Annotated in this window: 23 protein-coding genes and 4 tRNA genes; 12 read left to right on the forward strand and 15 right to left on the reverse strand. The window is 68.9% G+C overall.

Translation table 11 applies throughout. From position 1 onward, the window contains the following. The first annotated feature begins 79 nt into the window (after positions 1-79). From A5702_RS05200 to A5702_RS05215, 4 genes are all read left to right on the forward strand, one after another. Positions 80-940 carry a cyclopropane mycolic acid synthase family methyltransferase gene (locus A5702_RS05200; protein WP_067821841.1) on the forward strand — a complete coding sequence of 287 codons (861 nt, stop codon included), beginning with the start codon at positions 80-82 and terminating at the stop codon, positions 938-940. A gap of 148 nt (positions 941-1,088) precedes the next feature. After that, positions 1,089-1,985, forward strand: a complete 897-nt coding sequence (gene mmaA4, locus A5702_RS05205; protein ID WP_055401268.1) for a hydroxymycolate synthase MmaA4 — start codon at positions 1,089-1,091, stop codon at positions 1,983-1,985. Between the two features lie 94 nt (positions 1,986-2,079). Further along, entirely contained in the window at positions 2,080-2,778 is a 699-nt protein-coding gene (locus tag A5702_RS05210) for a YciI family protein (protein ID WP_067821839.1), read from the forward strand. A gap of 9 nt (positions 2,779-2,787) precedes the next feature. After that, positions 2,788-4,005, forward strand: a complete 1,218-nt coding sequence (locus A5702_RS05215; RefSeq protein WP_068218805.1) for an RNA polymerase sigma factor — start codon at positions 2,788-2,790, stop codon at positions 4,003-4,005. Between the two features lie 3 nt (positions 4,006-4,008). Here A5702_RS05215 and rplA read toward each other — a convergent pair whose 3' ends face one another. The 12 genes from rplA to A5702_RS05275 all read right to left on the reverse strand — a co-directional run bounded on the left by rplA (position 4,009) and on the right by A5702_RS05275 (position 8,962). After that, complete coding sequence (rplA, locus tag A5702_RS05220) at positions 4,009-4,716, reverse strand: 50S ribosomal protein L1 (RefSeq protein WP_007167783.1); 708 nt, start codon at positions 4,714-4,716, stop codon at positions 4,009-4,011. Between the two features lie 76 nt (positions 4,717-4,792). Beyond that, positions 4,793-5,221 carry a 50S ribosomal protein L11 gene (gene rplK / locus A5702_RS05225; protein ID WP_055401224.1) on the reverse strand — a complete coding sequence of 143 codons (429 nt, stop codon included), beginning with the start codon at positions 5,219-5,221 and terminating at the stop codon, positions 4,793-4,795. Between the two features lie 42 nt (positions 5,222-5,263). Further along, on the reverse strand, positions 5,264-6,019 hold the full coding sequence (nusG, locus tag A5702_RS05230) for a transcription termination/antitermination protein NusG (protein WP_055401222.1): 756 nt from the start codon (positions 6,017-6,019) through the stop codon (positions 5,264-5,266). 25 nt (positions 6,020-6,044) lie between these two features. Continuing rightward, complete coding sequence (secE, locus tag A5702_RS05235) at positions 6,045-6,500, reverse strand: preprotein translocase subunit SecE (protein WP_055401220.1); 456 nt, start codon at positions 6,498-6,500, stop codon at positions 6,045-6,047. 93 nt (positions 6,501-6,593) lie between these two features. Beyond that, positions 6,594-6,666, reverse strand: a tRNA-Trp gene (locus A5702_RS05240). A gap of 142 nt (positions 6,667-6,808) precedes the next feature. Then, positions 6,809-7,309, reverse strand: coding sequence for a (3R)-hydroxyacyl-ACP dehydratase subunit HadC (hadC, locus tag A5702_RS05245; RefSeq protein ID WP_055401218.1), 501 nt, complete (start codon positions 7,307-7,309; stop codon positions 6,809-6,811). 3 nt (positions 7,310-7,312) lie between these two features. Then, positions 7,313-7,741 (reverse strand): (3R)-hydroxyacyl-ACP dehydratase subunit HadB, encoded by a 429-nt coding sequence (hadB, locus tag A5702_RS05250; protein WP_055401216.1) that lies wholly within the window; start codon positions 7,739-7,741, stop codon positions 7,313-7,315. Further along, positions 7,728-8,207, reverse strand: coding sequence for a (3R)-hydroxyacyl-ACP dehydratase subunit HadA (gene hadA / locus A5702_RS05255; RefSeq protein WP_055401214.1), 480 nt, complete (start codon positions 8,205-8,207; stop codon positions 7,728-7,730). Before hadA ends, hadB begins: the two co-directional genes overlap by 14 nt. 50 nt (positions 8,208-8,257) lie before the next feature. Continuing rightward, positions 8,258-8,425: a 50S ribosomal protein L33 gene (gene rpmG, locus A5702_RS05260; RefSeq protein ID WP_007167776.1), complete on the reverse strand. Its 168-nt coding sequence runs from the start codon at positions 8,423-8,425 to the stop codon at positions 8,258-8,260. A gap of 55 nt (positions 8,426-8,480) precedes the next feature. Next, positions 8,481-8,554 (reverse strand) — tRNA-Met (locus tag A5702_RS05265). Between the two features lie 49 nt (positions 8,555-8,603). Next, positions 8,604-8,676 (reverse strand) — tRNA-Thr (locus tag A5702_RS05270). A 73-nt stretch (positions 8,677-8,749) separates the two neighbouring features. Next, a complete protein-coding gene (locus A5702_RS05275) occupies positions 8,750-8,962 on the reverse strand; it encodes a type II toxin-antitoxin system VapB family antitoxin (RefSeq protein ID WP_055401212.1) in 213 nt (70 codons plus the stop codon). Between the two features lie 110 nt (positions 8,963-9,072). Here A5702_RS05275 and A5702_RS05280 point away from each other — a divergent pair, with 110 nt between their 5' ends. The 4 genes from A5702_RS05280 to A5702_RS05290 all read left to right on the forward strand — a co-directional run bounded on the left by A5702_RS05280 (position 9,073) and on the right by A5702_RS05290 (position 11,394). Further along, complete coding sequence (locus A5702_RS05280) at positions 9,073-9,786, forward strand: MBL fold metallo-hydrolase (protein ID WP_068218808.1); 714 nt, start codon at positions 9,073-9,075, stop codon at positions 9,784-9,786. Positions 9,787-10,197: 411 nt separating this feature from the next. Beyond that, positions 10,198-10,298, forward strand: a tRNA-Glu gene (locus A5702_RS26185). A gap of 77 nt (positions 10,299-10,375) precedes the next feature. Then, positions 10,376-10,678: a hypothetical protein gene (locus A5702_RS26190; RefSeq protein ID WP_156349472.1), complete on the forward strand. Its 303-nt coding sequence runs from the start codon at positions 10,376-10,378 to the stop codon at positions 10,676-10,678. 20 nt (positions 10,679-10,698) lie between these two features. Next, entirely contained in the window at positions 10,699-11,394 is a 696-nt protein-coding gene (locus A5702_RS05290; RefSeq protein ID WP_055401208.1) for a crotonase/enoyl-CoA hydratase family protein, read from the forward strand. A gap of 175 nt (positions 11,395-11,569) precedes the next feature. On the opposite strand, the gene cynS is transcribed toward A5702_RS05290, so the two are convergent. Genes cynS through A5702_RS05305 form a run of 3 tightly spaced genes read right to left on the reverse strand, consistent with a single transcriptional unit; the run spans position 11,570 to position 13,337 of the window. Next, the gene (gene cynS / locus A5702_RS05295) at positions 11,570-12,034 is read right to left on the reverse strand and encodes a cyanase (protein ID WP_055401206.1); all 465 of its coding nucleotides are present in this window, start codon (positions 12,032-12,034) and stop codon (positions 11,570-11,572) included. 12 nt (positions 12,035-12,046) lie between these two features. Further along, positions 12,047-12,796 (reverse strand): class I SAM-dependent methyltransferase, encoded by a 750-nt coding sequence (locus A5702_RS05300; RefSeq protein WP_068218811.1) that lies wholly within the window; start codon positions 12,794-12,796, stop codon positions 12,047-12,049. A 25-nt stretch (positions 12,797-12,821) separates the two neighbouring features. Beyond that, entirely contained in the window at positions 12,822-13,337 is a 516-nt protein-coding gene (locus A5702_RS05305) for a nitroreductase family protein (RefSeq protein WP_055401202.1), read from the reverse strand. 185 nt (positions 13,338-13,522) lie between these two features. Between A5702_RS05305 and A5702_RS05310 the strand changes: the two genes are divergently transcribed. Genes A5702_RS05310 through recD form a run of 4 tightly spaced genes read left to right on the forward strand, consistent with a single transcriptional unit; the run spans position 13,523 to position 22,730 of the window. After that, positions 13,523-14,389, forward strand: coding sequence for a cyclopropane mycolic acid synthase family methyltransferase (locus tag A5702_RS05310; RefSeq protein ID WP_055401264.1), 867 nt, complete (start codon positions 13,523-13,525; stop codon positions 14,387-14,389). A gap of 48 nt (positions 14,390-14,437) precedes the next feature. Then, entirely contained in the window at positions 14,438-17,707 is a 3,270-nt protein-coding gene (gene recC, locus A5702_RS05315; protein ID WP_068218814.1) for an exodeoxyribonuclease V subunit gamma, read from the forward strand. A gap of 8 nt (positions 17,708-17,715) precedes the next feature. Beyond that, complete coding sequence (recB, locus tag A5702_RS05320; protein WP_068218938.1) at positions 17,716-21,021, forward strand: exodeoxyribonuclease V subunit beta; 3,306 nt, start codon at positions 17,716-17,718, stop codon at positions 21,019-21,021. Then, positions 21,018-22,730: an exodeoxyribonuclease V subunit alpha gene (gene recD / locus A5702_RS05325; RefSeq protein WP_068218816.1), complete on the forward strand. Its 1,713-nt coding sequence runs from the start codon at positions 21,018-21,020 to the stop codon at positions 22,728-22,730. The genes recB and recD overlap by 4 nt, the downstream gene beginning before the upstream one ends. Positions 22,731-22,741: the final 11 nt, after the last annotated feature.

The raw sequence follows: 22,741 nt of genomic DNA on the forward strand, positions 1-22,741 counted from the left end.
ACTCGGACGAAACGCTTCCCCTGCCATCTCAGTCCGCGTCGCCAAGTTGTACGGTTGTCCAAGGAGGTGGGTCTACCCGATGGCAAAGCTGAAGCCGTATTACGAAGAGTCGCAGGCGACCTACGACATTTCAGACGACTTCTTCGCGCTGTTCCTCGACCCCAACATGGTCTACACCTGCGCCTATTTCAAGAACGACGACATGACGCTGGAAGAGGCGCAGCTGGCCAAGCTGGATCTGGGGCTGGAGAAGCTGAAGCTCGAGCCGGGCATGACGTTGCTCGACGTCGGGTGCGGCTGGGGCGGGGCCGTGGTCCGAGCGGTCGAGAAGTACGACGTGAACGTCATCGGAATCACGCTCAGCCGAAACCACTACGCGCGCACCAAGGCACGGCTGGAGGCCATCGGAACGACGCGCCGCGTCGAGGCCCGGCTGCAGGGCTGGGAGGAGTTCGACGAGCAGGTCGACCGGATCATGAGCTTCGAGGCCTTCGACGCGTTCAAAAAGGAACGCTGGCCCGCGTTTTGGGATTGGGCCTACAAGACGCTGCCCGACGACAGCCGGATGATGATGCACAGCATCTTCACCTACCCGCAGTCGCAGTGGAAAGAGCGCGGCATCCCGATCACCATGTCGGATCTGCGTTTCTTCCATTTCCTCGGGAAGGAAATCTTTCCCGGCGGCCAGATGTGCGGCGAGACCGATATCGTCGATTACGCGCAAGCCAGCGGTTTCGCGATCGAGCAGATCGAATACCTGCGGCCGCATTACGCGCGGACCCTGGACACGTGGGCGGCCAATCTGGAGGCCAATCGGGAACGCGCGATCGCCATTCAGTCCGAAGAGGTCTACAACCGCTTCATGCGTTATCTGACGGGGTGCGCCGAGCTCTTCCGCAAGGGCATCTCTAACGTCGCCCAGTACACGCTCACCAAGTAGCTCCCAGCCGGCCCGGGTTCGCCACGCCCCGCGCCGACGGCCAGGCGATTCACGCTGCAAACGTAGACTTCGGTATCGTTGCACGTCACACCCCGAGCACGTGCGTGGGCAGTAAGCAGTGAACTTCATCCAGGAGAACAAGACGAAAATGGCTGATCAACCGGCTAGCCCCACGAAGATACGGACGGCTCCCGAAGACATTCAGGCGCACTACGACGTCTCCGACGACTTCTTCGCCTTGTTCCAGGACCCGACCAGGATCTACAGCTGCGCCTACTTCGAGCGCGATGACATGACGCTGGAAGAGGCGCAGTACGCCAAGATCGACCTGAACCTGGACAAGCTGGACCTCAAGCCGGGCATGACCCTGCTGGACATCGGCTGCGGCTGGGGCACCACCATGAAGCGCGCCGTCGAGCGGTTCGACGTCAACGTGATCGGCCTGACCCTGTCGAAGAACCAGCACGCCCGCTGCGAGCAGCTGCTGGCGTCGATCGACACCGACCGTTCGCGGGAGGTCCGCCTGCAGAACTGGGAGGACTTCAACGAGCCGGTCGACCGGATCGTGTCGATCGAGGCCTTCGAGCACTTCGGGCACGAGAACTACGACGACTTCTTCAAGCGGACGTTCGACATCATGCCCGAAGACGGCCGGATGACCGTGCAGAGCAGCGTCAGCTACCACCCGTATGACCTGGCCGCCCGCGGCAAGAAGCTGACCTTCGAGACGGCCCGGTTCATCAAGTTCATCATCACCGAGATCTTCCCGGGCGGCCGGCTGCCGTCCACCCAGATGATGGTCGACCATGGCGAGAAGGCGGGTTTCGTTGTGCCCGAACCGCTTTCACTGCGGCCGCATTACATCAAGACGCTGCACATCTGGGGCGACAACCTCGAGGCCAACAAGGACAAGGCCATCGAGGTCACCTCCGAAGAGGTCTACAACCGCTATATCAAGTACCTGCGCGGGTGCGAGCACTACTTCACCGACGAGGCGCTTGACGTCAGCCTGGTGACCTACCTCAAGCCGGGGGCCGCCGCCTAGAAGTCCGCGCCTGTCGGATTGGGGCTGCGTCGTTCGTCGGATAGGTAGAGAGTGGAGCACGGGGCTTCGCTCACTACCCGGAGGTGACGACACCATGCAGTACTTCGCCTTATTGATCAGCAGGGAGCAAGACCGCACGCCCGACGACCCGGCCGCCACGATGGCGGCGTGGCAGAACTTCCACGCCAACGCCGGGTCGGCGATCAAGGCGGGCGACGCGCTGGCGCCGGCCGCCGCCGCGGCGGTCATCACCGGCGGCCCGGACGCGCCGACGGTCACCGACGGCCCGTTCGCCGAATCCGCCGAGGTGGCTTGCGGCTACTACGTATTCGAGGCCGAAAACCTGGACGAGGCGATCGCGCTGGCGCGCGACGTCCCGCTGGCCCAGGTCGGGGCCGTCGAGTTGTGGCCGGTGGTCCACGCGATCGAGCCGACCCGCCGGCTCACCGGAAACGACTGGCTGGCGCTGCTGCTGGAACCCCCCGCGTCGGCCCACACGCCCGGCACCCCGGAATGGGAGGCCGTGGCGGCCCGCCACGCCGAACTTCACGCGGCCGCGGGCGACCACATCCTGGGCGGCGCCGCGTTGCACGACCGGACCACCGCGACGACGGTGCGGGTGCGCGACGGCGAGGTCCTGATCACCGACGGGCCCTACGTGGAGGGCGCCGAGATCGCCACCGGCGTCTACCTGCTCGGCGCCGCGGATCGCGACGAGGCCGTCAAGCTGGCGTCGATGATCCCAGCTTCGACCGTGCAGGTGCGGCAACTGGCCGGCCTCTCCGCGCTCTAACCGTCGCGAATGCCCAACCTGGACGGCGTCTTTCGGCAGGAGTGGGGACCCGCGGTCGCCGCGCTCGCGCGGTGGTCCGGCGACCTCACCATCGCGGAGGACGCCGTCCAGGAGGCCTGCGCCGAGGCGCTGCGCAGCTGGGGCCGCGACGGCATGCCGGCCAATCCCGGGGGCTGGCTGGTGACCGTGGCCCGCAACCGCGCCCGCGACCGGCTGCGCCGCGAATCCGCCCGCCCAGGAAAGGAATTGGCGGCCGTGGTTGACGAGATTCGGGCCCGCACCGATCACACCGATCCGTCCCCCGTCCCCGACGACGAGCTGCGGATGATGTTCACCTGCGCGCACCCCGCCCTGGACCGCCCGTCACAGCTGGCGCTCACCCTGCGGCTGGTGTCGGGGCTGACCGTCACCGAGATCGCCCGCGCGCTGCTGCAGACCGAGGCGGCGATCGGCCAGCGAATCACGCGCGCCAAGAACAAGGTTCGGCACGCCAACATCCCGCTGCGGGTGCCGCCGGCCGAGCTGCTGCCCGAACGCACCCCGCACGTGCTGGCCTGCATCTACTCGGTGTTCACCGAGGGCTATTGGTCCACGGCGGGCCCGTCGGCGATTCGCGACGAGCTGTGCGACGAGGGGATCCGGCTGGCCGGTGAGCTGTGCGCGCTGATGCCGCAGGAGCCCGAGGCGCACGCGCTGGCCGCCCTGATGCTGCTGCACGATTCGCGGCGGGCCACCCGCGTCGACGACAGCGGGATGCTGGTGCCGCTGGAGGAACAGGACCGCCGCCGGTGGGACCGCGGCCGCATCGCCCGGGGGCTGGATCGGCTCCGCCGGGCCGAGGGGTCGACGGGCCCCTATCTGCCGCAGGCGGTGATCGCCGCGCTGCACGCGACGGCGCCGTCCTGGGAGCAGACCGACTGGGCCACCATCTGCGCGGCCTACGACCGGCTGCTGCGGGTCACCGACTCGCCGGTGGTGCGCGCCAACCGCGCGCTGGCCGTCGGCCTTCGCGACGGCCCCGACGCGGGGCTGGCCGCCCTCGACGAGGTGGCGCACGACCCCCGGTTGAGCCACTCGAACCTGCACGCGACCGTGCGCGCCGACCTACTGCGGCGCGCGGGCAGGCCGGCCGACGCCGCCTCCTGGTATCGAAAGGCGTTGGCGCTCAACGGCTCCGAGCCGGGCCGCGAGTTCCTGCGGCGCCGCATCGCCGAGTGCGACGGCTAGGCCTCAGGCCTCCGCGAAGTTGCGCGTGACGGACGGGTCTACCGGGATGCCCGGGCCCGTGGTCGTCGACACGGTGATCTTCTTCAGGTAGCGGCCCTTCGAGGCGGACGGCTTGAGCCGCAACACCTCATCAAGCGCGGCGCCGTAGTTCTCGGCGAGGGCCTTCTCGTCGAAGGACGCCTTGCCGATCACGAAGTGCAGGTTGGCCTGCTTGTCGATGCGGAAGTTGATCTTGCCGCCCTTGATGTCGGCGACGGCCTTGGCCACGTCCGGGGTCACGGTGCCCGTCTTGGGGTTGGGCATCAGGCCGCGCGGGCCCAGCACGCGGGCGATGCGGCCGACCTTGGCCATCTGGTCGGGCGTCGCGATCGCGGCGTCGAAGTCCAGGAAGCCGCCCTGGATCTTCTCGATCAGGTCGTCGCTGCCGACGATGTCGGCGCCGGCGGCCTGCGCCTGCTCGGCCTTGTCGCCCACCGCGAACACCGCGACGCGGGCCGTCTTGCCCGTGCCGTGCGGCAGGTTGACGGTGCCGCGCACCATCTGGTCGGCCTTGCGCGGGTCGACGCCGAGCCGGATCGCCACCTCGACCGTCGCGTCCTGCTTGGCCGACGCCGTCTCCTTGGCGAGCTTGGCCGCCTCCAGCGGGCTGTACAGGTTGTTGCGGTCCACCTTCTCGGCGGCCGCGCGGTATGCCTTGCTGTTCTTGCTCATTGATTCATCCAATCTGGTATTGGGTCGTGGTCGGCGGGCCGAAGCTGGCCCTCCCACGGGGTCGGACTATGCCCGCCTATTCGACGGTGATCCCCATCGACCGGGCGGTGCCGGCGATGATCTTGGCGGCCGCGTCGATGTCGTTCGCGTTGAGATCGGTCTTCTTGGTTTCGGCGATCTCCTTGACCTGGTCCCAGGTGACCTTGGCGACCTTGGTCTTGTGCGGCTCGGCCGAGCCCTTGCCCACGCCGGCCGCCTTCAGCAGCAGCTTCGCCGCGGGCGGCGTCTTGAGCGTGAAGGTGAAGCTGCGGTCCTCGTAGACCGTGATCTCCACCGGGATGACCTGACCGCGCTGGTTCTCCGTGGCCGCGTTGTAGGCCTTGCAGAACTCCATGATGTTGACGCCGTGCTGGCCGAGCGCGGGTCCGACCGGCGGCGCGGGGTTGGCCTGGCCGGCCTGGATTTGCAGCTTGATCAGCCCAACGACTTTCTTCTTCGGGGCCATGAGTGTTCGGTATTCCTTCCGTGACTGGGCTTGATCGCCCGGTTAGATCTTGGAGACTTGGCTGAACGTCAACTCCACCGGCGTCTCCCGGCCGAAGATCGACACCAGCACCTTGAGCTTCTGCTGTTCGCCGTTGACCTCGCTGATGGTCGCCGGCAGCGTGGCGAACGGCCCGTCCATGACCGTCACCGATTCGCCGACCTCGTAGTCGACCTCGACGGTCGGGCGCTCCAGCCCGCCGGCCTCGGCGGCGGCCGCGGTGGTGGCGGCGCCCTTGGCGGCCTTCTTGGCCGCGCCCCGCGGCAGCAGGAACTTGACCACGTCGTCCAGCGTCAGCGCCGACGGTCGCGATGTCGCCCCGACGAACCCGGTGACGCCCGGCGTGTTGCGCACCGCGGCCCACGAGTCGTCGGTCAGGTCCATGCGCACCAGGATGTAGCCGGGCAGCACCTTGCGGTTGACCTGCTTGCGCTGACCGTTCTTGATCTCGGTGACCTCTTCGGTGGGCACCTCGACCTGGAAGATGTAGTCGCCGACGTCCAGGTTCTGCACGCGCGTCTCGAGGTTGGCTTTCACCTTGTTCTCGTAGCCCGCGTAGGAGTGGATGACGTACCAGTCACCGGGCTTGCTGCGCAGCTCCGCCTTGAGCGCGGCCGCCGGGTCGACCTCTTCGGCCGACTCCTCGGGCGCCTCGGCCGAAGTGGCTTCTTCGGTCGTCTCCTGGGCCTCGGTGTCCTCGGCGCGCTCTTCTACGTCGACCGCTTCACCCGCGGACGTGTCACCGTCGAAGGTAGTCACGGTTTAGTCCTCTCTATCTTCTCGCTCAGCCGAACACCAGCAGCACAAGCTTGGTGAGGCCGAAATCCGCGAGGCCGACCAGCGCCACCATGAAGGCCAGGAACGCCAGCACCACCGACGTGTACGTGAGCATCTGCTTGCGGTTGGGCCAGATGACCTTCCGCATCTCCGCAACCACCTGCTTGAGGTAGTTGAAGACGAACACGAACGGGTTGGCCGAACGGTCCCCGGGCTTCTTGGGCTTTTTGGCCTTCTTGGCTTTGCCGCCCTTGGCGGTCTTGTCCTCCTTGGCGGCCTCGACCTCGCCCGCCGATTCTACGTCGGCGTCGTCGCCGGCATCGGCCGCCCGCTGCCGGGATCGTTTGCCGCTGGGGCGCTGCGGCCGCGTCACCACAGCGGTCCGGCCGCCACTCGCGCGGTCGTCCTCCCTGTCAGCGCCGTCGCTTGTGGCGTCGTTGGCAGCTTCGCCTTCGTCGCTCACCGCATGCTCCTTAAGTTTGCTCGTGTCCCGCGGGCCGTCCCGGTGGTGAAGGCCACTATTCCAGTGTCCACCATGGCACGACTTTCAAGTCAGCAGGGGCGACAGGACTTGAACCTGCAACCTGCGGTTTTGGAGACCGCTGCTCTGCCAGTTGAGCTACGCCCCTTCGCGGTTGGCAGGCCAACCTGCGCTTACCTACCGGGGCTTACATGACGCGCGCTCCCCGATTGCTCGAATCCCGGAAAGCGCGCTAATGCTGGGAAAACCCCGAGGTCCGAGTGTACATCGACGCGCGAGTCAGATACTAATTACGCCGTTCTCATGACCTGGCCGGACTCCGGGTCCCATTTGAGGTTCGCCGACTGGTCGGCGTACTGGCTCATCAGCGTGGTGTAGGACTGCAAGACCACCTCGCCCCGCTCGTTCGTGCAGGTGTTCTTGGTGACGACGATGTCGGCGCCGAACCGCTCGTCCACCGAGTGGATGTCCATCCGCGCCCAGAGCTTGTCGCCGGCCTTGATCGGCTTGGAGAACACGAACCGCTGGTCGACCTGGACGATCACCAGGGTTTCCATGCCGATGTCGACGTGCCGGAAGAAATCCAGCTGGACCAGCTTGGCGAAGATGGTCGCATAGGTCAGCGGCGCCACGATCGCGTCGTGACCCAGTTCGGCGGCCGCGTCTTCGTCGAAATGGGCGGGGTGGCGGTTCTTGATGGCCTGCGCGAACTGCCGAAGCTGCTCACGCCCCACCACGAAGTAGTCCGGGTACCGCCAGATCATTCCCCGGATGTCGGTCTTGAGCGCCATGGGCTACGCGAGAATCGCGGACGCGATGGCCCTGCCGAAGATCTTCTTGCCGCCGGTGGTCGCCGTGAGCGCAATGGTCACGGACTTGGTTTCCGGGTCGACGGACTTCACCCGGCCGCTGAAGACCAGCTCGGCGCCCTTGCCGTCGTTGGGGACCGGGACTACCGCGGTGAACCGCACGTTGTACTCGGTGACCGCGCCGGGGTCACCGATCCACGAGGTGACGTACCCGCCGCCGATGCCCATGGTCAGCATGCCGTGCGCGATCGCGGTGTCCAGCCCGACGACCTTGGCCATCTCGTCATCCCAGTGAATCGGGTTCAGGTCACCCGAGACACCCGCATAATTCACCAGGTCCTGCCGGGTCAGCGGGTAGGTCTTCTCGGGAAGCTGGTCGCCCACCTTCACCGAGCTGAACTCACGCAGTGGCATCAGAAAATCCCTCTTCTCCATCCTCACCGGCACGGCCCGCCAGGGTCGTGTAGGTCTCCTGCACGACGTCACCGGCTTGGTTGGTGACGATGTTCTTGGTCACGATGATCTGGGTGCCGTGCGAAACCCGCATCGAGTCGACGTAGACGTCGCAGTACAGCCTGTCGCCCGCCACGATCGGCGCCATGAACTTCAGCACCTGGTCGACCTGCACGATCTTCGCGTCCTGGACGGCGACGTTCGCGTGCGCGAAGAACGCCGTCTGCGCCTGGTAGCCGAACACGCAGATGAACGTCAGCGGCGCGAGCAGGCTCCCGTAGCCCAGGTCGGCCGCCGCCTTCTCCTCGAGATAAAAGGCGTCGTCGTTCTGCACGGCGACCGCGTACTCGCGGATCTTCTCCCGCTCCACGACGTAGTGGTCGGGATAGCGGTAGTGCATCCCGACGATGCTCTCGCTTAACGGCACGGCTCTAAAATCTACCTAGTCAGTGACGAATAATCGGTCGCAGGTTCCCGCTAGCGCGTCTCTCGATGCGCCTGGTGCTTGCCGCAGTTCGGGCAGAACTTCTTCAGCTCCATGCGGTCCGGGTCGTTCCGGCGGTTCTTCTTGGTGATGTAGTTGCGGTGCTTGCACACCTCACAGGCCAAGGTGATCTTCGGCCGTACATCGGTACTGGAAGCCATGACGGTTCTCTCTCGGTTCCTTCTCGCGGGGCTCTCGCCGCGCGTTGTTGTGTTGTAGCGATGGCCGGACTCGAACCGGCGACCTAACGATTATGAGTCGTTCGCTCTAACCGACTGAGCTACATCGCCTCTGACCACCCCAGGGGTCGGGGCCGCCACGCCTGCTCGGCGTCCGCCGAGCCCCCTAACGGAATCGAACCGTTGACCTTTTCCTTACCATGGAAACGCTCTACCGACTGAGCTAAGGGGGCCGTTCACCCGAATCGGCAGTGCCGCGGGCCTAAAAGAGGGTACAACCTGGCCCACAACCGGACCAAACGGGCTTTAGGGAGCGTCGCCGCCGCCGCCGCGACGCAGCTGCCAGGCGCTGAGGTCGCTGAATTCGTCGTACACCTCGTTCGATTCATCGGCATCGGCTTCGGCGAGCAGCGTGCGCAACCCGAGGTTGACGGCCTCGCGGGCGTCGGCCAGATGGAAGCGGCGGATCGCCTCGTCAATGAGATCGACGTCGATCTCGATTTCGACCTTCTTCCTCATGCGCCAACAATACCCATGCCACCGGCGGCCAATCGCTGCTCGCGGGGGGTGTTCGGCAAACTTCGCGGCGGCGCTGCGGGCCGTCGAAGGGCGGGTCCTAGGCTGATCACGTGTCAACAGACCGGCTGTACTTTCGGCAACTGCTCTCCGGGCGCGACTTCGCCGCCGGCGACATGTTCGCGACCCAGATGCGCAACTTCGCCTACCTGATCGGGGACCGCCAATCGGGCGACTGCGTGGTGGTCGACCCCGCGTACGCGGCCGGTGATCTCCTCGACGCGCTCGAGGCCGACGGCATGCACCTGTCCGGCGTGCTGGTGACCCACCACCACCCAGACCACGTGGGCGGATCGATGATGGGCTTCTCGCTGCAGGGCCTGGCCGATCTACTGGAGCGCAAAGCTGTGCCGGTGCACGTCAATGCCCTTGAGGCGCAATGGGTCTCGCGCGTCACCGGGATCGGCCTCGGGGACCTCACGCCCCACGAGAACCACGACAAGGTCAGCATCGGCGACATCGAGATCGAGCTGCTGCACACCCCGGGTCACACGCCCGGCAGCCAGTGCTTCCTGCTCGACGGCCGCCTCGTCGCCGGCGACACGTTGTTCCTGGAGGGCTGCGGCCGCACCGACTTTCCCGGCGGCGACTCCGACGAGATGTACCGTAGCCTGCAGCAACTCGCGACATTGCCCGGCGACCCGACCGTGTTCCCCGGGCACTGGTACTCGGCGGATCCCAGCGCGGCGCTGTCGGAAGTCAAGCGTTCCAACTACGTCTATCGGGCCCGTGACCTCGCCCAATGGCGAATGTTGATGGGCGGCTGAGGCCGCCGACCGAATCGAAGCGGCAACCGGCCTGTGATATAAGCGGAGGGTGGATTCCATGGGGTGGATCCAGGACAGCTGGCACGGAATCACCAACGTCGGGTCCAGCACCTGGATCGCGTGGGCGGCGTGGGCGGCGATCGCGCTCGCGGCCATCACCTTGATCTTCACCAACCGGCAGATCACCCGCAATCGTCGGCTCGCCGCTGAGCAGACCCGGCCGCAGGTCGCGATGTTCATGGAACCGCATCCCGCCGACTGGCACGTGATCGAGTTGGTGGTCAGGAACTTCGGCCAGAGGGCGGCCTACGACATCACGTTCTCCTTCATGAACCCGCCGACGGTCGCCGAATACGAGAACGCCACCGACGGCTACGCCGACGTCGTCGAGCTGCGGCTCCCCCGCGCGTTGCCGGTGCTGGCCCCGGGCCAGGAGTGGCGCATGGTGTGGGATTCGGCGCTCGACCGCGCCGAGATCGGCAGCGGGATCGAGTCCCGCTTCACCGGCACCATCCGCTACTTCGACACCCCGGAGCCCAAGCGCGGTCGGCGGTTCTGGGAGCGCGAACGCCTCCCGCTGGAAACCGAGGTGGTGCTGGACTGGGACTCGCTGCCCCCCGTCCAGCGCATCGAGCTGCTGACCACCCACGACCTGGCGAAGCGGGAGAAGCAGAAGCTGGAGCTGCTGCGCGGCCTGCTCACCTACTTCCACTACGCGAGCAAGGAAACTCGTCCCGAGGTGTTCCGCAGCGAGATCGAACGGATCAACGGTGCCGTGCGGGAAACGCAGGACCGGTGGCGCACCCGCCAGCTCGACGACCCCACCGATGTCAGCCTGCGCTGGAGTGAGGCCGAGGACGACCTCGGCAAACACCACAATCAGCACGCGTGACGGCAAGGAGCCAGCAACCGATGAGCGGCCCGGTCCACTACAGCCTCAAGGATTCCATCGCGGTCATCCGGATGGACGACGGCAAGGTCAACGCCCTGGGACCCACGATGCAGCAGGCCCTGGGCGAGGCGATCGACCGGGCCGAGGCGGACAACGCCGGGGCGCTGGTGATCACCGGGAACGAGCGGGTGTTCAGCGGCGGGTTCGACCTGAAGATCCTCACCTCCGGCGAGGCGCAGCCGGCGATCGACATGCTGCGGGGCGGCTTCGAGCTGTCGTACCGGCTGTTGTCCCACCCCAAGCCGGTGGTGATGGCCTGCACCGGCCACGCCATCGCGATGGGGGCGTTCCTGCTGTCGTCCGGCGACCACCGGGTGGCCGCGCACGCCTACAACATTCAGGCCAACGAGGTGGCGATCGGCATGGTCATCCCGTACGCGGCGCTGGAGATCATGAAGCTGCGGCTGACGCAGTCGGCGTACCAGCAGGCCGCCGGACTCGCGAAGACGTTCTTCGGTGAGACCGCGCTGGCCGCCGGCTTCGTCGACGAGATCGTGCTGCCGGAGATGGTGGTGAGCCGCGCCGAGGAGGCCGCGCGCGAATTCGCTGGTCTGCACCAACATGCCCACGCCGCAACGAAATTGCGCGCCCGCGCCGACGCGCTGAAGGCCATTCGCGCCGGGATCGACGGCATCGAGGCCGAATTCGGGCTGTAGGGAGCTCTCACCGCAGGTATTGGTGGACTAGAACGGCGAACGCGGTGGCCGCCGCTAGCCGCCACCGCGTTCCCTTCGCCTCCTCGTCGCCAGTGTGACACGCGCGCGGCGTGCCGTCACTTCACCCCGCTCCCCGGAACCCCTTGCACCGGTCAGCTGGGCTGGCGGGCGCCGGCTATTCCGCCGACACCCATTGGTAGGGAAGGAATTTCCCGTCCAGGGTCACCACCACGCGATCGCCCGACGGATGCGATTTCTTCTGCAGGTCGACGCTGAAGTTGATGGCGCTCATGATGCCGTCGCCGAACTGCTCGTGAATCAGCTCCTTGATGGCGCCGCCGTAGACCTGCAGCGCCTCGTAGAACCGGTAGATGGTGGGGTCCGTCGGCACGGCGGTGGGCAAACCGCCGCGCAGGGGCGGCGCGGCCAGCACACCGACCACCGAGTCGTCCAGCCCCAGCTTCTCGACGAGAATCGTTGCCAGCTCAGGCGGGATGGGGTGCTGGCCCAGCAGCGCCGAGGTGGTCCACAACACCGGCCGGCCGATCGCGTCCGCCAGCTGCTGCCAGGTCAGGCCGAGCCGAAGCCGCGCCAGCACGATCTGCTCGGTGATCTCATGTCTGTTCATGGACCCCAGCATGCACGCGCGGCCTCACCGGGGCTTCGTCGCGGTGACCAGGCGCGTGGAAAACCACGGACCGCCGTAGTACATCCGCCACCCAAGGTTGCGCCGCCGCACGTTTCGCCAACCCAGCTCCCGCAGGTGCGCGGCGTGCCGGCGGGTCTCCCACAGGTCCGCGACGGCCAGCCGGCCGCCCGGGCGCAGCACCCGCACCGCTTCGTCGAGAGCCTTGCGCCGGCCCGCGCGCGTCGGAATGTTGTGGATGGCCAGGTTGCTGACGATCACGTCGACACTGCCGTCGGCGAACGGCAGGGCGGTCATGTCGCCGGTGCGCACCTCGATGCGGTCGGCGACGTTTTCCAGCGCCGCATTGGCCATCGTGGCGTCGGGGGAGTTGTCCGTCTGGTCGGCGCGCCACAGGTCGACGCCGATAGCGCGGCCCGCCGGCAACCGCTTGGCCGCCGCGATCAGCACCGCGCCGCGGCCGCAGCCGAGGTCGAGCACCGTTTCGGCGCCGGTCAACCCGAGATCGTCGAGTATCCGGTCCCAGACCACAAACTTGCCCGCCCGCGTCGCGTACGCGTAAAGGGCTGCGCTCGAAGCGATTCCGAGGGCCGAACTCGCCGCGAGGGCCGCGGTCACCCGCTTGCCGCGCGCCCAGCTGATCGCGGACCACCCGGCCAGGGCGGCGGTTTGGACGGCGATGCCCATCACCTGCCCGCGCGCCGAAATGGTGTGAAACGACCCGTCTATTCCGTAGTCACCGCGGTGGTCGTGCACGGCAACGAGCTTACGACGGCTGCGGTCACCACCGACCGTGGTGCACGACCTCGGAGAAGGGCCGCCGGTTCGGCTTGCGGATCGGAGCGAGGGGGCGGTCGGCCGGGTACCCGAGGCCGAGCAGGAAGGCGACCAGCCGGTCCTCCGGGACGCCCAGGATGGCCCGCGCCCGTGCCTGGTCGCCCACCGACGAATGCCCGGTGCCGATGCCGAGGTCCGTCGCCGCGATCATCATCGCCATCGTGGCTTGCCCAACGTCGTAGTTGTCGGTGATCACCCGGCGCTCGTCGGGCGGGACGGGCACGACGATCGCGATCGCGGCCGCCGCGCCGGCGATGTGCCCGGCGCCCTGCCAGACCGTCGACAGCTCCCGCAGCCGGCCGCGGTCGGTGACGATCACGAAGTCCCAGGGTTGCCGGTTCTTCGCCGACGGCGCGCGCCAGCCGGCCTCGGCGATGCGGTTCAGGTCGTCCTCGGAAACCGGATCCGGCGTGTACTGCCGGACATTGCGGCGGGCGCGGATCGCGTCCCAAGCCTCCATGCGCGCGTCCTCCTGTAGCTTTTCGGCCAATTTCGCTGTCAACGGGGGTATGGTCGTCCGAATTCCCCGGATGTGCCCGCTCGAGTTTTCATTCCGGCAGTTGCGGGAAGCCATGGTGAACCAGCTGCGCCGCCCACTCGTGTACCAGCTGAATGGCCCCGATTCAGGAAGGCGCATTTGCCGGCATGACCGAAAACCTGACGCCGCATTTCGAGGATGTCCAGGCGCACTACGACCTGTCCGACGATTTCTTTCGGCTGTTCCTCGACCCCACGATGACCTACAGCTGCGCCTACTTCGACCGGATGCGCGACATCCCCCTCGAAGAGGCGCAGCTGCGCAAGATGGACCTGTCGCTCGGAAAACTGGGCCTGCGGCCCGGCATGACGTTGCTGGATGTCGGCTGCGGCTGGGGCGGCACGATGCGGCGCGCGATCGAGAAATTCGACGTGGACGTGGTCGGGTTGACGCTGTCCCAGCATCAGGCCGCGCACGTGCAGAAGATGTTCGACGCGATGAACACCACGCACCGCAGGCGGGTCCTGCTGCAGGGCTGGGAACAGTTCGACGAGCCCGTCGACCGGATCGTCTCCATCGGCGCGTTCGAGCACTTCGGCTATGACCGCTACGACGATTTCTTCCAGCGGGCCTACAGCCTCCTGCCCGACGACGGGGTGATGCTGCTGCACACGATCACCATGCTGCCCCCGGAGCAGATCGTCGAACGGGGCCTGCCGATGACCGAAGAGCAGACCAGCTTCAACGAATTCATCGCCTCCGAAATCTTCCCGGGTGGCCAGCTGCCACCGATCGAGATGGTCGAGTTCCACGCGTCGAAGATGGGTTTCAACCTGGCCCGCAGGCAGTCGCTGCAGCTGCACTACGCTCGCACGCTCGACCTCTGGGCCGCGGCGTTGGAGGCGCACCACAGCGAGGCGGTCGCGATCCAGTCCGAAGAGGTCTACCAGCGCTACATGCGGTACCTGACGGGTTGCGCCAACGCCTTCCGCGACGGCTACATCGACGTCAACCAGTTCACGCTGGCCAAGTAGGCCCAACCAGCCACTCCTGTCGGTGGCCGGGGCTATCGTGGCACCGCGATGTCGCTTCATCTCCACCGTGCCGAGCGCACCGACCTCCTTGCCGACGGCCTGGGCGCCCTGCTGGCCAACCCGCCGACCGACCCGTTCGCGGAGGAGCTGGTGCTGGTGCCGGCGCGCGGCGTGGAGCGCTGGCTCAGTCAGCGGTTGTCGCACGTGCTCGGCCGCGGCCGCGGCGACGACGGGGTGTGCGCCGGGGTGGCGTTCCGCAGCCCCGGCTCCCTGATCGCGGAGCTCACCGGCACGGCCGACGAGGACCCATGGTCGGCCGACGCGATGGCCTGGCCGTTGCTGCGGGCCATCGACTGCTCGCTGGACGAGCCGTGGTGTCGCACCCTGGCAACACATTTGGGCCACTTCGCGCCGACGGAGACGGAGGCCGAGCTGCGCCTCGGACGCCGCTACGCGGTGGCGCGCCGGCTGGCCGGCCTGTTCGCCTCGTACGCCAGGCAGCGTCCGCGGCTCCTCGCCGACTGGCTCGCCGGCGACACCGGTGACCTCGACCCCGACCTGGCCTGGCAGCCGGAGCTCTGGCGGGCCCTGGTGGCCGCTGTGCCCGCCGATCCCCCGCACATCCGGCATCAGGCGGCCGTGGCCCGGCTGCGCGAGGGCCGCACCGGCCTTCCCGAGCGGCTGTCGCTGTTCGGACACACCCGGTTGGCGCGCACCGACATTGAGCTGCTAGACGCGGTGTCCGCCCGGCACGACCTGCACCTGTGGCTGCCGCATCCCAGCGACCAGCTGTGGCGCGCGCTGGCCGACACCCGCGGCGCGATCCCCCGCCGACTCGACACCAGCCACCGCGGCGTGGATCATCCGCTGCTGGCGACGCTCGGACGCGACCTGCGCGAACTGCAACGCGGCCTGCCCGCCGACCCGCAGACCGACGAATACCTGCCCGGCCCGGACCGCCCCGACACCCTGCTCGGCTGGCTCCAGTCCGACATCGCCGCCAATGCCGTTCGGCCCCAAGGCCGTAACCTCGCCGCCACCGACCGTTCCGTGCAGGTGCACAACTGCCACGGGCCGGCGCGCCAGGTCGACGTGCTGCGCGAGGTGCTGCTCGGCCTGCTGCAGGACGACCCGACCCTCGAGCCGCGCGACATCCTGGTGATGTGTCCGGACATCGAGACGTACGCGCCGCTGATCGTCGCCGACTTCGGGCTCGGCGACGTCGTGCACGGCGCGCATCCCGCGCACCGGTTGCGCGTGCGGCTCGCGGATCGCTCTCCGCTGCAAACCAATCCGCTGCTCGGGATCGCCTCGCAGTTGCTGGCGCTGGCGGGCAGCCGGGCGACCGCCAGCGAGGTGCTCGACTTCGCCGAGGCGGCGCCGGTGCGCGCCCGGTTCGGTTTCACCGACGACGACCTGGAGGCCATCACCCGCTGGGTCCGGCAGGCCAACATCCGGTGGGGATTCGATCAGGAGCACCGGCGGCCCTACCACGTCGACTTCGTGCACAACACTTGGCGTTTCGGCATCGACCGGGTGCTGGCCGGCGTCGCGATGTCCGACGACTCGCACGCCTGGATCGACGCGACGCTGCCCCTCGACGACGTCAGCAGCAACCGCGTCCAATTGGCCGGCAAGTTCGCCGAATTCGTGGCCCGGCTGCAGCGGGTGGTCGACTCACTGACGGGCGCGCGGCCGTTGCGCGACTGGCTGGCCGCGCTGGCCGGCGGCATCGACCTGTTGACGCAAGTCGACGACGCCGATTCGTGGCAGGCCGGCCAGCTGCAACGGGAATTCGCTGCCACCCTGGCCGACGCGGGGGCGCGGGCCGATACGGTGTTGCGGCTGCCCGACATCCGGGCCCTCCTGGACGGCCGCCTCGCCGGGCGTCCGACGCGGGCCAACTTCCGCACGGGCACCCTGACGGTGTGCACCATGGTCCCGATGCGCTCGGTGCCACACCGGGTGGTGTGCCTGGTGGGCCTCGACGACGGGGTGTTCCCTCGGCTCGGCGTCGTCGACGGCGACGACGCGCTGGCCCGTGACCCGATGACCGGCGATCGCGACATCCGTTCCGAGGACCGGCAATTGCTGCTCGACGCCATCGGCGCGGCCACCGAGAAGCTGGTGGTCACCTATACCGGCGCCAACGAGTACTCGGGCCAGGCGCGCCCACCGGCGGTGCCGCTGGCCGAGCTGCTGGACACCCTGGACATCACCACGATGGGCAAGGTGCGCGACCGCGTGGTCGTCGCGCATCCGTTGCAGCCGTTCGACGTTCGCAACGTCATCCCGGGCAGGCTGGTGCCAGAGGTCCCGTTCAGCTTCGACCCGACGGTGCTGCGGGCGGCGCGCGTGGCCTCGGGCGAGCGTCGGAATGCGCCCAAGTTCATTTCCGGGCCGCTGCCGCCCCCACCCGCGGACGACGTCATCGTCGCCGACCTCGTCGCCTTCTTCAAGGACCCGGTCAAGGGTTTCTTTCGCGCCCTGGAGTTCACGCTGCCGCGGGATGTAGACGGCGTGCAGGACGCCATGCCGGTCGACCTCGACGGGCTCGAGGAGTGGACGGTCGGCGACCGGATGCTGGGCGACATGCTGCGGGGCTGGGCCCCGGACGACGCCCGGCAGGCCGAGTGGCGGCGGGGCACGCTGCCGCCGGGCCAACTGGGATGGCGCGCGGCGACCGAGATCCGCGATCAGGCCGCCCTGTTGGCGGCCGCCGCGCGGGAGCACCGCCGGGCCGATGCGCGCGCGTACGACGTCGACATCGATCTCGGCGGGGGGCGGCGGCTCACGGGCACCGTGTCCCCGGTGTACGGGGAGCGGCTGGTGTCGGTGACCTACTCCAGGCTGGACGGCAGGCACCTGCTCGAGTCGTGGATTCCGTTGCTGGCGTTGACCGCTCACGACCCCGGCCGCGACTGGTCGGCGGTGTGCATCGGCCGCCGCAAGCGGGGCACCGCCCCGCGGGTGGAGGCGCTGGGACGGCCGCACGACGACGCCGCGGCGGCGCTGCGCGAGCTGGTGGCCATCTACGACGCCGGGCGTCGGGAGCCGATTCCGTTGCCCGTCAAGACGTCCTACGCGTGGGCGGCCGCGCGGCACTGCGGTGACGATCCGCTGCGCGAGGCGGAGCATCGGTGGAAGTGGGAGCGCGAGGAGCCCACCCACCTGCGGGCCTGGGGCAAGAACACCCGGTTGGCCGACCTGATGCGGCCCGTGCGGCCGGGCGAGGAATGCGACGGCGAAGACAATCGGCTGGGCGCGTACGCCGCGCGGGTCTGGCTGCCGATGCTGCGCGCGGAGGGCAGGCCGTGACCCAGGTGATCGCGCGCTTCGATCTGCTCGGCCCGCTGCCCGCCGATCGGTCCACCACGGTGTTGCAGGCCAGTGCGGGCACCGGCAAGACGTTCGCGCTGGCCGGCCTGGTGACCCGCTATATCGCCGAGGGCGCGGCGACGCTGGACCAGATGCTGCTCATCACGTTCGGCCGGGCCGCCAGCCAGGAGCTGCGCGAGCGCGTGCGCGGCCAAATGGTGGAAGCTGTAATGGCTTTCGACGATCCGTCGGCGTGCGGCGACAACGAGTTGGTCGCCTACCTGCTGGCCGGCGGCGACGACGAGCGCGCACTGCGCAGGCAGCGCCTGCGCGACGCGCTGGCCGGCTTCGATGCGGCGACCATCGCCACCACGCACCAGTTCTGCCAGCTGGTGCTGAAATCGCTGGGCGTGGCCGGCGACACCGCCGCGAACGTGACGTTGCTCGAGAGCCTCGACGAGCTGATCGTCGAGATCGTCGACGATGAGTACCTCGCCCACTTCGGGCGCGAGCGCAACGACCCGGCGCTGGCCTACCGCGAGGCGCTGCGCCTGGCGCGCGAGGTCGTCAGGAACCCGTCGACCGAGCTGCGCCCACTTCACCCCGAACCGGGTTCGCGTGCCGCCGTCTGCGTCGCTTTCGCGAAAGACGTTCTGGCGGAACTGGATACCCGCAAGCGGCGAATGGGCGTCCTCGACTACGACGACCTGCTGAGCCGGCTGGCCGATGCATTGGCCACCGAGGACTCCCCGGCGCGGGTGCGCATGCACCACCGCTGGCCGATCGTCATGGTCGACGAGTTCCAGGACACCGATCCGGTGCAATGGCAGGTGATCGACCGCGCCTTCAGCGGGCGCTCCACCCTGATCCTGATCGGGGACCCCAAGCAGGCCATCTACGCGTTCCGCGGCGGCGACATCGTGACGTACCTGCGAGCGGCAGAGACGGCCGGCGAGCGCAAGACGCTGGCCACCAATTGGCGCAGCGATGCGGCGCTCATCGAGCGCCTGCAGGTGGTGCTGCGCGGCGCCCAGCTCGGCGACCCCGAGATTGTGGTGGACGACGTCGAGGCCTACCACCGCGGGCACCGGCTCGCCGGCGCCCCGCACAATGATCCGTTCCGGCTGCGGGTGGTGCGACGAGAGACGCTGGGGCGCAGCGGGATCCAGAACCTGCCGATCGACGACCTGCGGGCCCACATCGGCGCCGACCTCGCCGCCGACATCCGCGCCCTGCTCGCCGGCGGCGCCACGTTCGCCGGCCGGCCGGTGCAGGCCCGTGACATCGCCGTGATCGTGGAGAAGCACAAGGACGCCGCCGCCTGCTTCAGGGCGCTGTGCGACGCGGGCGTGCCCGCGGTCTACACCGGTGACACCGACGTGTTCGCCTCGGACGCCGCCGAAGACTGGCTCTGCCTGCTGGAGGCGTTCGACCAACCGCACCGGCCCGGTGTGGTGCGCGCCGCGGCGGCCACCATGTTCTTCGGCGAGACCGCCGAATCGCTGGCGGCCGGCGGCGACGCGCTGACCGATCGGGTCGCGGAAACGTTGCGGGAGTGGGCCGGCCACGCCCGCGAACGCGGCGTCGCCGCCATCTTCGAGGCCGCACAGCTTTCGGGCATGGCGGATCGCGTGCTGTCCGCGCACGGCGGCGAACGCCAGATGACCGACCTGGCGCACATCGCGCAGTTGCTGCAGGAGGTGGCGCACCGAGACCGTTCCAGCCTGCCCGCGTTGCGCGACTGGCTGCGCCGCCAGCGCGAGGAGCGCGCCGGCGCGCCCGAACGCAACCGGCGCCTGGACAGCGACGCGGCGGCCGTGCAGATCATGACGGTGTTCGTGAGCAAGGGCCTGCAATACCCGATCGTGTACCTGCCGTTCGCGTTCAACCGCAACACCCAGGACCGCGACGTGGTGTTGTTCCACGACGCCGGCGTGCGCTGCCTGCACATCGGCGGCAAGGACACCCCGGACTTCCACGCCGTCGAGCAATTGGGCCGCAAGGAGGACGCCAGCGACGACAGCCGGCTCACCTACGTCGCGCTGACGCGCGCCCAGTCGCAGGTGGTCGCGTGGTGGTCACCGGCGTTCGACGAGCCCAACGGCGGGCTGTCGCGGCTGCTGCGTGGCCGCCGGCCGGGAGAGCCCTTTGTGCCCGACCGCTGTGAGCCCGCGAAGATAACCGACGACGACGCCCTGGCCCGATTGCGTGAATGGGAGGCCGCGGGCGGTCCGGTGATCGAACCGTCGATCGTGGCCGCGGCGCCGGCCGTCCCGTCCGAGCCGGTGCCGTCCAACCTCGACAGCCGACACTTCCACCGCGCCATCGACACGGGGTGGCGGCGCACCTCCTACTCCGGCCTGATCCGGGTGACGGAAACCATCGGGTCCACCGGCGTGAGCAGCGAGCCGGAGGTCAGCGAGCTGGACGACGAGTCCGGCGATGTGCCCTTGTCCCAGAAGGCGTCCGGGCCGGACGTGCCGTCGCCGATGGCGGACCTGCCGGTGGGCGCGAAGTTCGGCACGCTGGTGCACGCCGTGCTGGAGACCGCCGACCCGCTGGCCCCCGATCTGGCCGCCGAGCTTGAGGCGCACATCCGCAGCCACTCGGTGTGGTGGCCGGTCGACGTGGCCCCCGACGCGCTCGCCGCGGCCATGGTGCCGATGCACGACACGCCCCTGGGCCCGTTGGCGGCCGGGCTGACGCTGCGCCGGATCGGTCTCGGCGATCGGCTGCGCGAGTTGGACTTCGAGTTCCCGCTGGCCGGTGGGGACCTGCGCACGGCCGCACCCGACATCCGGCTGGCCGACGTGGGGGCCATGCTGCGCGCGCGGCTGCCCGGTGATGACGCGCTGGCGCCCTACGCCGAGCGGTTGATCGGTCGCCCGCTCGGCGACCAGCCGCTGCGCGGCTACCTCACCGGATCGGTCGACGCCGTGTTGCGGGTGCCCGACGGCGCCGGGCAGCGCTATCTGGTGGTCGATTACAAGACCAACTGGCTCGGCGACCCCGACCGCCCGTTGACGTCCGCCGATTACGACCGGCCGCGACTGGTCGAGGCGATGCTGCACTCGGATTATCCGCTGCAGGCGCTGCTGTACAGCGTTGTGCTGCACCGGTTCCTGCGGTGGCGGCTGCGCGACTACGACCCGGACCGCCATCTTGGTGGTGTCCTCTACCTGTTCCTGCGCGGGATGTGCGGCGCGGCCACACCGGCCGTCGCCGGCCACCCCTCGGGGGTGTTCAGCTGGCGCCCGCCCCCGCCGTTGATCGAAGGGCTGTCGGACCTGCTGGACGGGAGGGCGGCCGCGTGACGCTCGAGGCGATCACCGCCGAGGGCTTGCTGCGCACGTACACCGATGCCGGAGTCTTCGAGGCCGCCGATGTCCATGTGGCGCAGCGGCTTACCGCGCTCGCCGGCGAATCCGACGAGCGGGTGGCGCTGGCGGTCGCCCTGCTGGTGCGCGCGCTGCGGGGCGGTTCGGTGTGCGTGGATCTGCGGACCGTGCAGGAGCAGGTGGACGCCGCGGACCTGCCGTGGCCGGGCACCGACGAATGGATGGCCGCCGTGCGGGCCAGTCCGTTGCTCGGTTCGCCACCGGTGCTGCGGCTGTTCGGCGAGCTGTTGTACCTGGACCGGTATTGGCTCGAGGAAGAGCAGGTGTGCAACGACCTGCTCGCGCTGTCCGTTCCGCGGGCGGGCGGCGAGCTGCCCGCCTTCGAGCGACTGTTCCCGCCCGGCTACGGCGAACAGCGCGAAGCCGCCGAAATCGCTGTGTCGCAGGCGGTTACAGTGCTGACCGGCGGACCCGGAACCGGTAAGACCACCACGGTGGCGCGCCTGCTGGCCTTGCTGGCCGCGCAGGCCGAGCTCGGCGGCCGGCCGCGGCCCCGGATCGCGCTGGCCGCACCGACCGGCAAGGCGGCCGCGCGGCTCGCCGAGGCGGTGGCCGCCGAGGTGCGCAGGCTGGACGCGGCGGACCGGGCGCGGCTGGCCGGCCTGCCGGCCACGACGCTGCACCGGCTGCTGGGTTCCCGGCCGGATACGTCGGTGCGGTTCAAGCACAATCGCGGCAACCGGCTGCCGCACGACGTCATCGTGGTGGACGAGACGTCGATGGTGTCGCTGACGATGATGGCCCGCCTGCTGGAGGCGGTGCGCCCCGATACCCGGCTGATCCTGGTGGGCGATCCCGACCAGCTGGCCTCGGTGGAAGCCGGCGCGGTGCTGGCCGATCTGGTGGACGGGCTCTCCACCCGCGACGACGTGCGGGTGGCCGCGCTGCGCACCCCGCACCGGTTCGGCGAGTCGATCGGCGCGCTGGCCGAGGCGATCCGCACCGGTGACGCGGACCGCGTGCTGGGGCTGCTGAGGGCCGGCGGCGAGCACATCGAGTGGCTGGACACCGACGCCCCGGCCGACCGGCTGCGCGCGGTGCTGGTTCCGCACGCGCTGCGGGTGCGCCAGGCCGCGCTGCTCGGCGCCACCGATGAGGCGCTGGCCGCACTCGACGAGCACCGGCTGTTGTGCGCGCACCGGCGTGGGCCGTACGGGGTGTCGCACTGGAACCGGCAGGTCGAGCGCTGGCTCACCGAGGAGACCGGGCAGCCGGGCTGGTCGGGCTGGTACGCCGGGCGCCCAGTGTTGGTGACCGCCAACGACTATGGGCTCAAGGTCTACAACGGCGACACCGGGGTGGTGGTGATGGGCGACGACGGGCTGCGGGCGGTCATCGCCGGCGCCACCGGGACGATGGGCTTCGCCACCAGCCGGCTCACCGACATCGAAACCATGCACGCCATGACGATCCACAAGAGCCAGGGCAGCCAGGCCGACGAGGTGACGGTGCTGATGCCGCCGGAGGATTCGCGGCTGCTCACGCGCGAGTTGTTCTACACGGCGGTGACCCGCGCGAAGGCCAAGGTGCGGGTGGCCGGTTCCGAGGCTTCGGTGCGCGCGGCCATCGAGCGCCGGGCGGTGCGGGCGACCGGGCTGGCGCAGCGGTTGCAGTCGTCCGGCTAGTCGCGGGTTAC

Source organism: Mycobacterium sp. E3339 (genome assembly GCF_001666915.1).
In the GTDB taxonomy this organism is placed as follows: Bacteria; Actinomycetota; Actinomycetes; order Mycobacteriales; family Mycobacteriaceae; genus Mycobacterium.

Bases quoted from the DNA above. Each gene is read 5' to 3' on its own strand.
- rplA (WP_007167783.1), bottom strand. From the start codon at position 4,716: ATGAGCAAGAACAGCAAGGCATACCGCGCGGCCGCCGAGAAGGTGGAC.
- A5702_RS05215 (WP_068218805.1), top strand. From the start codon at position 2,788: ATGCCCAACCTGGACGGCGTCTTTCGGCAGGAGTGGGGACCCGCGGTC.
- A5702_RS05210 (WP_067821839.1), top strand. From the start codon at position 2,080: ATGCAGTACTTCGCCTTATTGATCAGCAGGGAGCAAGACCGCACGCCC.
- hadC (WP_055401218.1), bottom strand. From the start codon at position 7,309: ATGGCGCTCAAGACCGACATCCGGGGAATGATCTGGCGGTACCCGGAC.
- hadB (WP_055401216.1), bottom strand. From the start codon at position 7,741: ATGCCACTGCGTGAGTTCAGCTCGGTGAAGGTGGGCGACCAGCTTCCC.
- rpmG (WP_007167776.1), bottom strand. From the start codon at position 8,425: ATGGCTTCCAGTACCGATGTACGGCCGAAGATCACCTTGGCCTGTGAG.
- mmaA4 (WP_055401268.1), top strand. From the start codon at position 1,089: ATGGCTGATCAACCGGCTAGCCCCACGAAGATACGGACGGCTCCCGAA.
- A5702_RS05290 (WP_055401208.1), top strand. From the start codon at position 10,699: ATGAGCGGCCCGGTCCACTACAGCCTCAAGGATTCCATCGCGGTCATC.
- recC (WP_068218814.1), top strand. From the start codon at position 14,438: ATGTCGCTTCATCTCCACCGTGCCGAGCGCACCGACCTCCTTGCCGAC.
- A5702_RS05310 (WP_055401264.1), top strand. From the start codon at position 13,523: ATGACCGAAAACCTGACGCCGCATTTCGAGGATGTCCAGGCGCACTAC.
- A5702_RS05305 (WP_055401202.1), bottom strand. From the start codon at position 13,337: ATGGAGGCTTGGGACGCGATCCGCGCCCGCCGCAATGTCCGGCAGTAC.
- rplK (WP_055401224.1), bottom strand. From the start codon at position 5,221: ATGGCCCCGAAGAAGAAAGTCGTTGGGCTGATCAAGCTGCAAATCCAG.
- cynS (WP_055401206.1), bottom strand. From the start codon at position 12,034: ATGCTGGGGTCCATGAACAGACATGAGATCACCGAGCAGATCGTGCTG.
- A5702_RS05275 (WP_055401212.1), bottom strand. From the start codon at position 8,962: ATGAGGAAGAAGGTCGAAATCGAGATCGACGTCGATCTCATTGACGAG.
- A5702_RS05200 (WP_067821841.1), top strand. From the start codon at position 80: ATGGCAAAGCTGAAGCCGTATTACGAAGAGTCGCAGGCGACCTACGAC.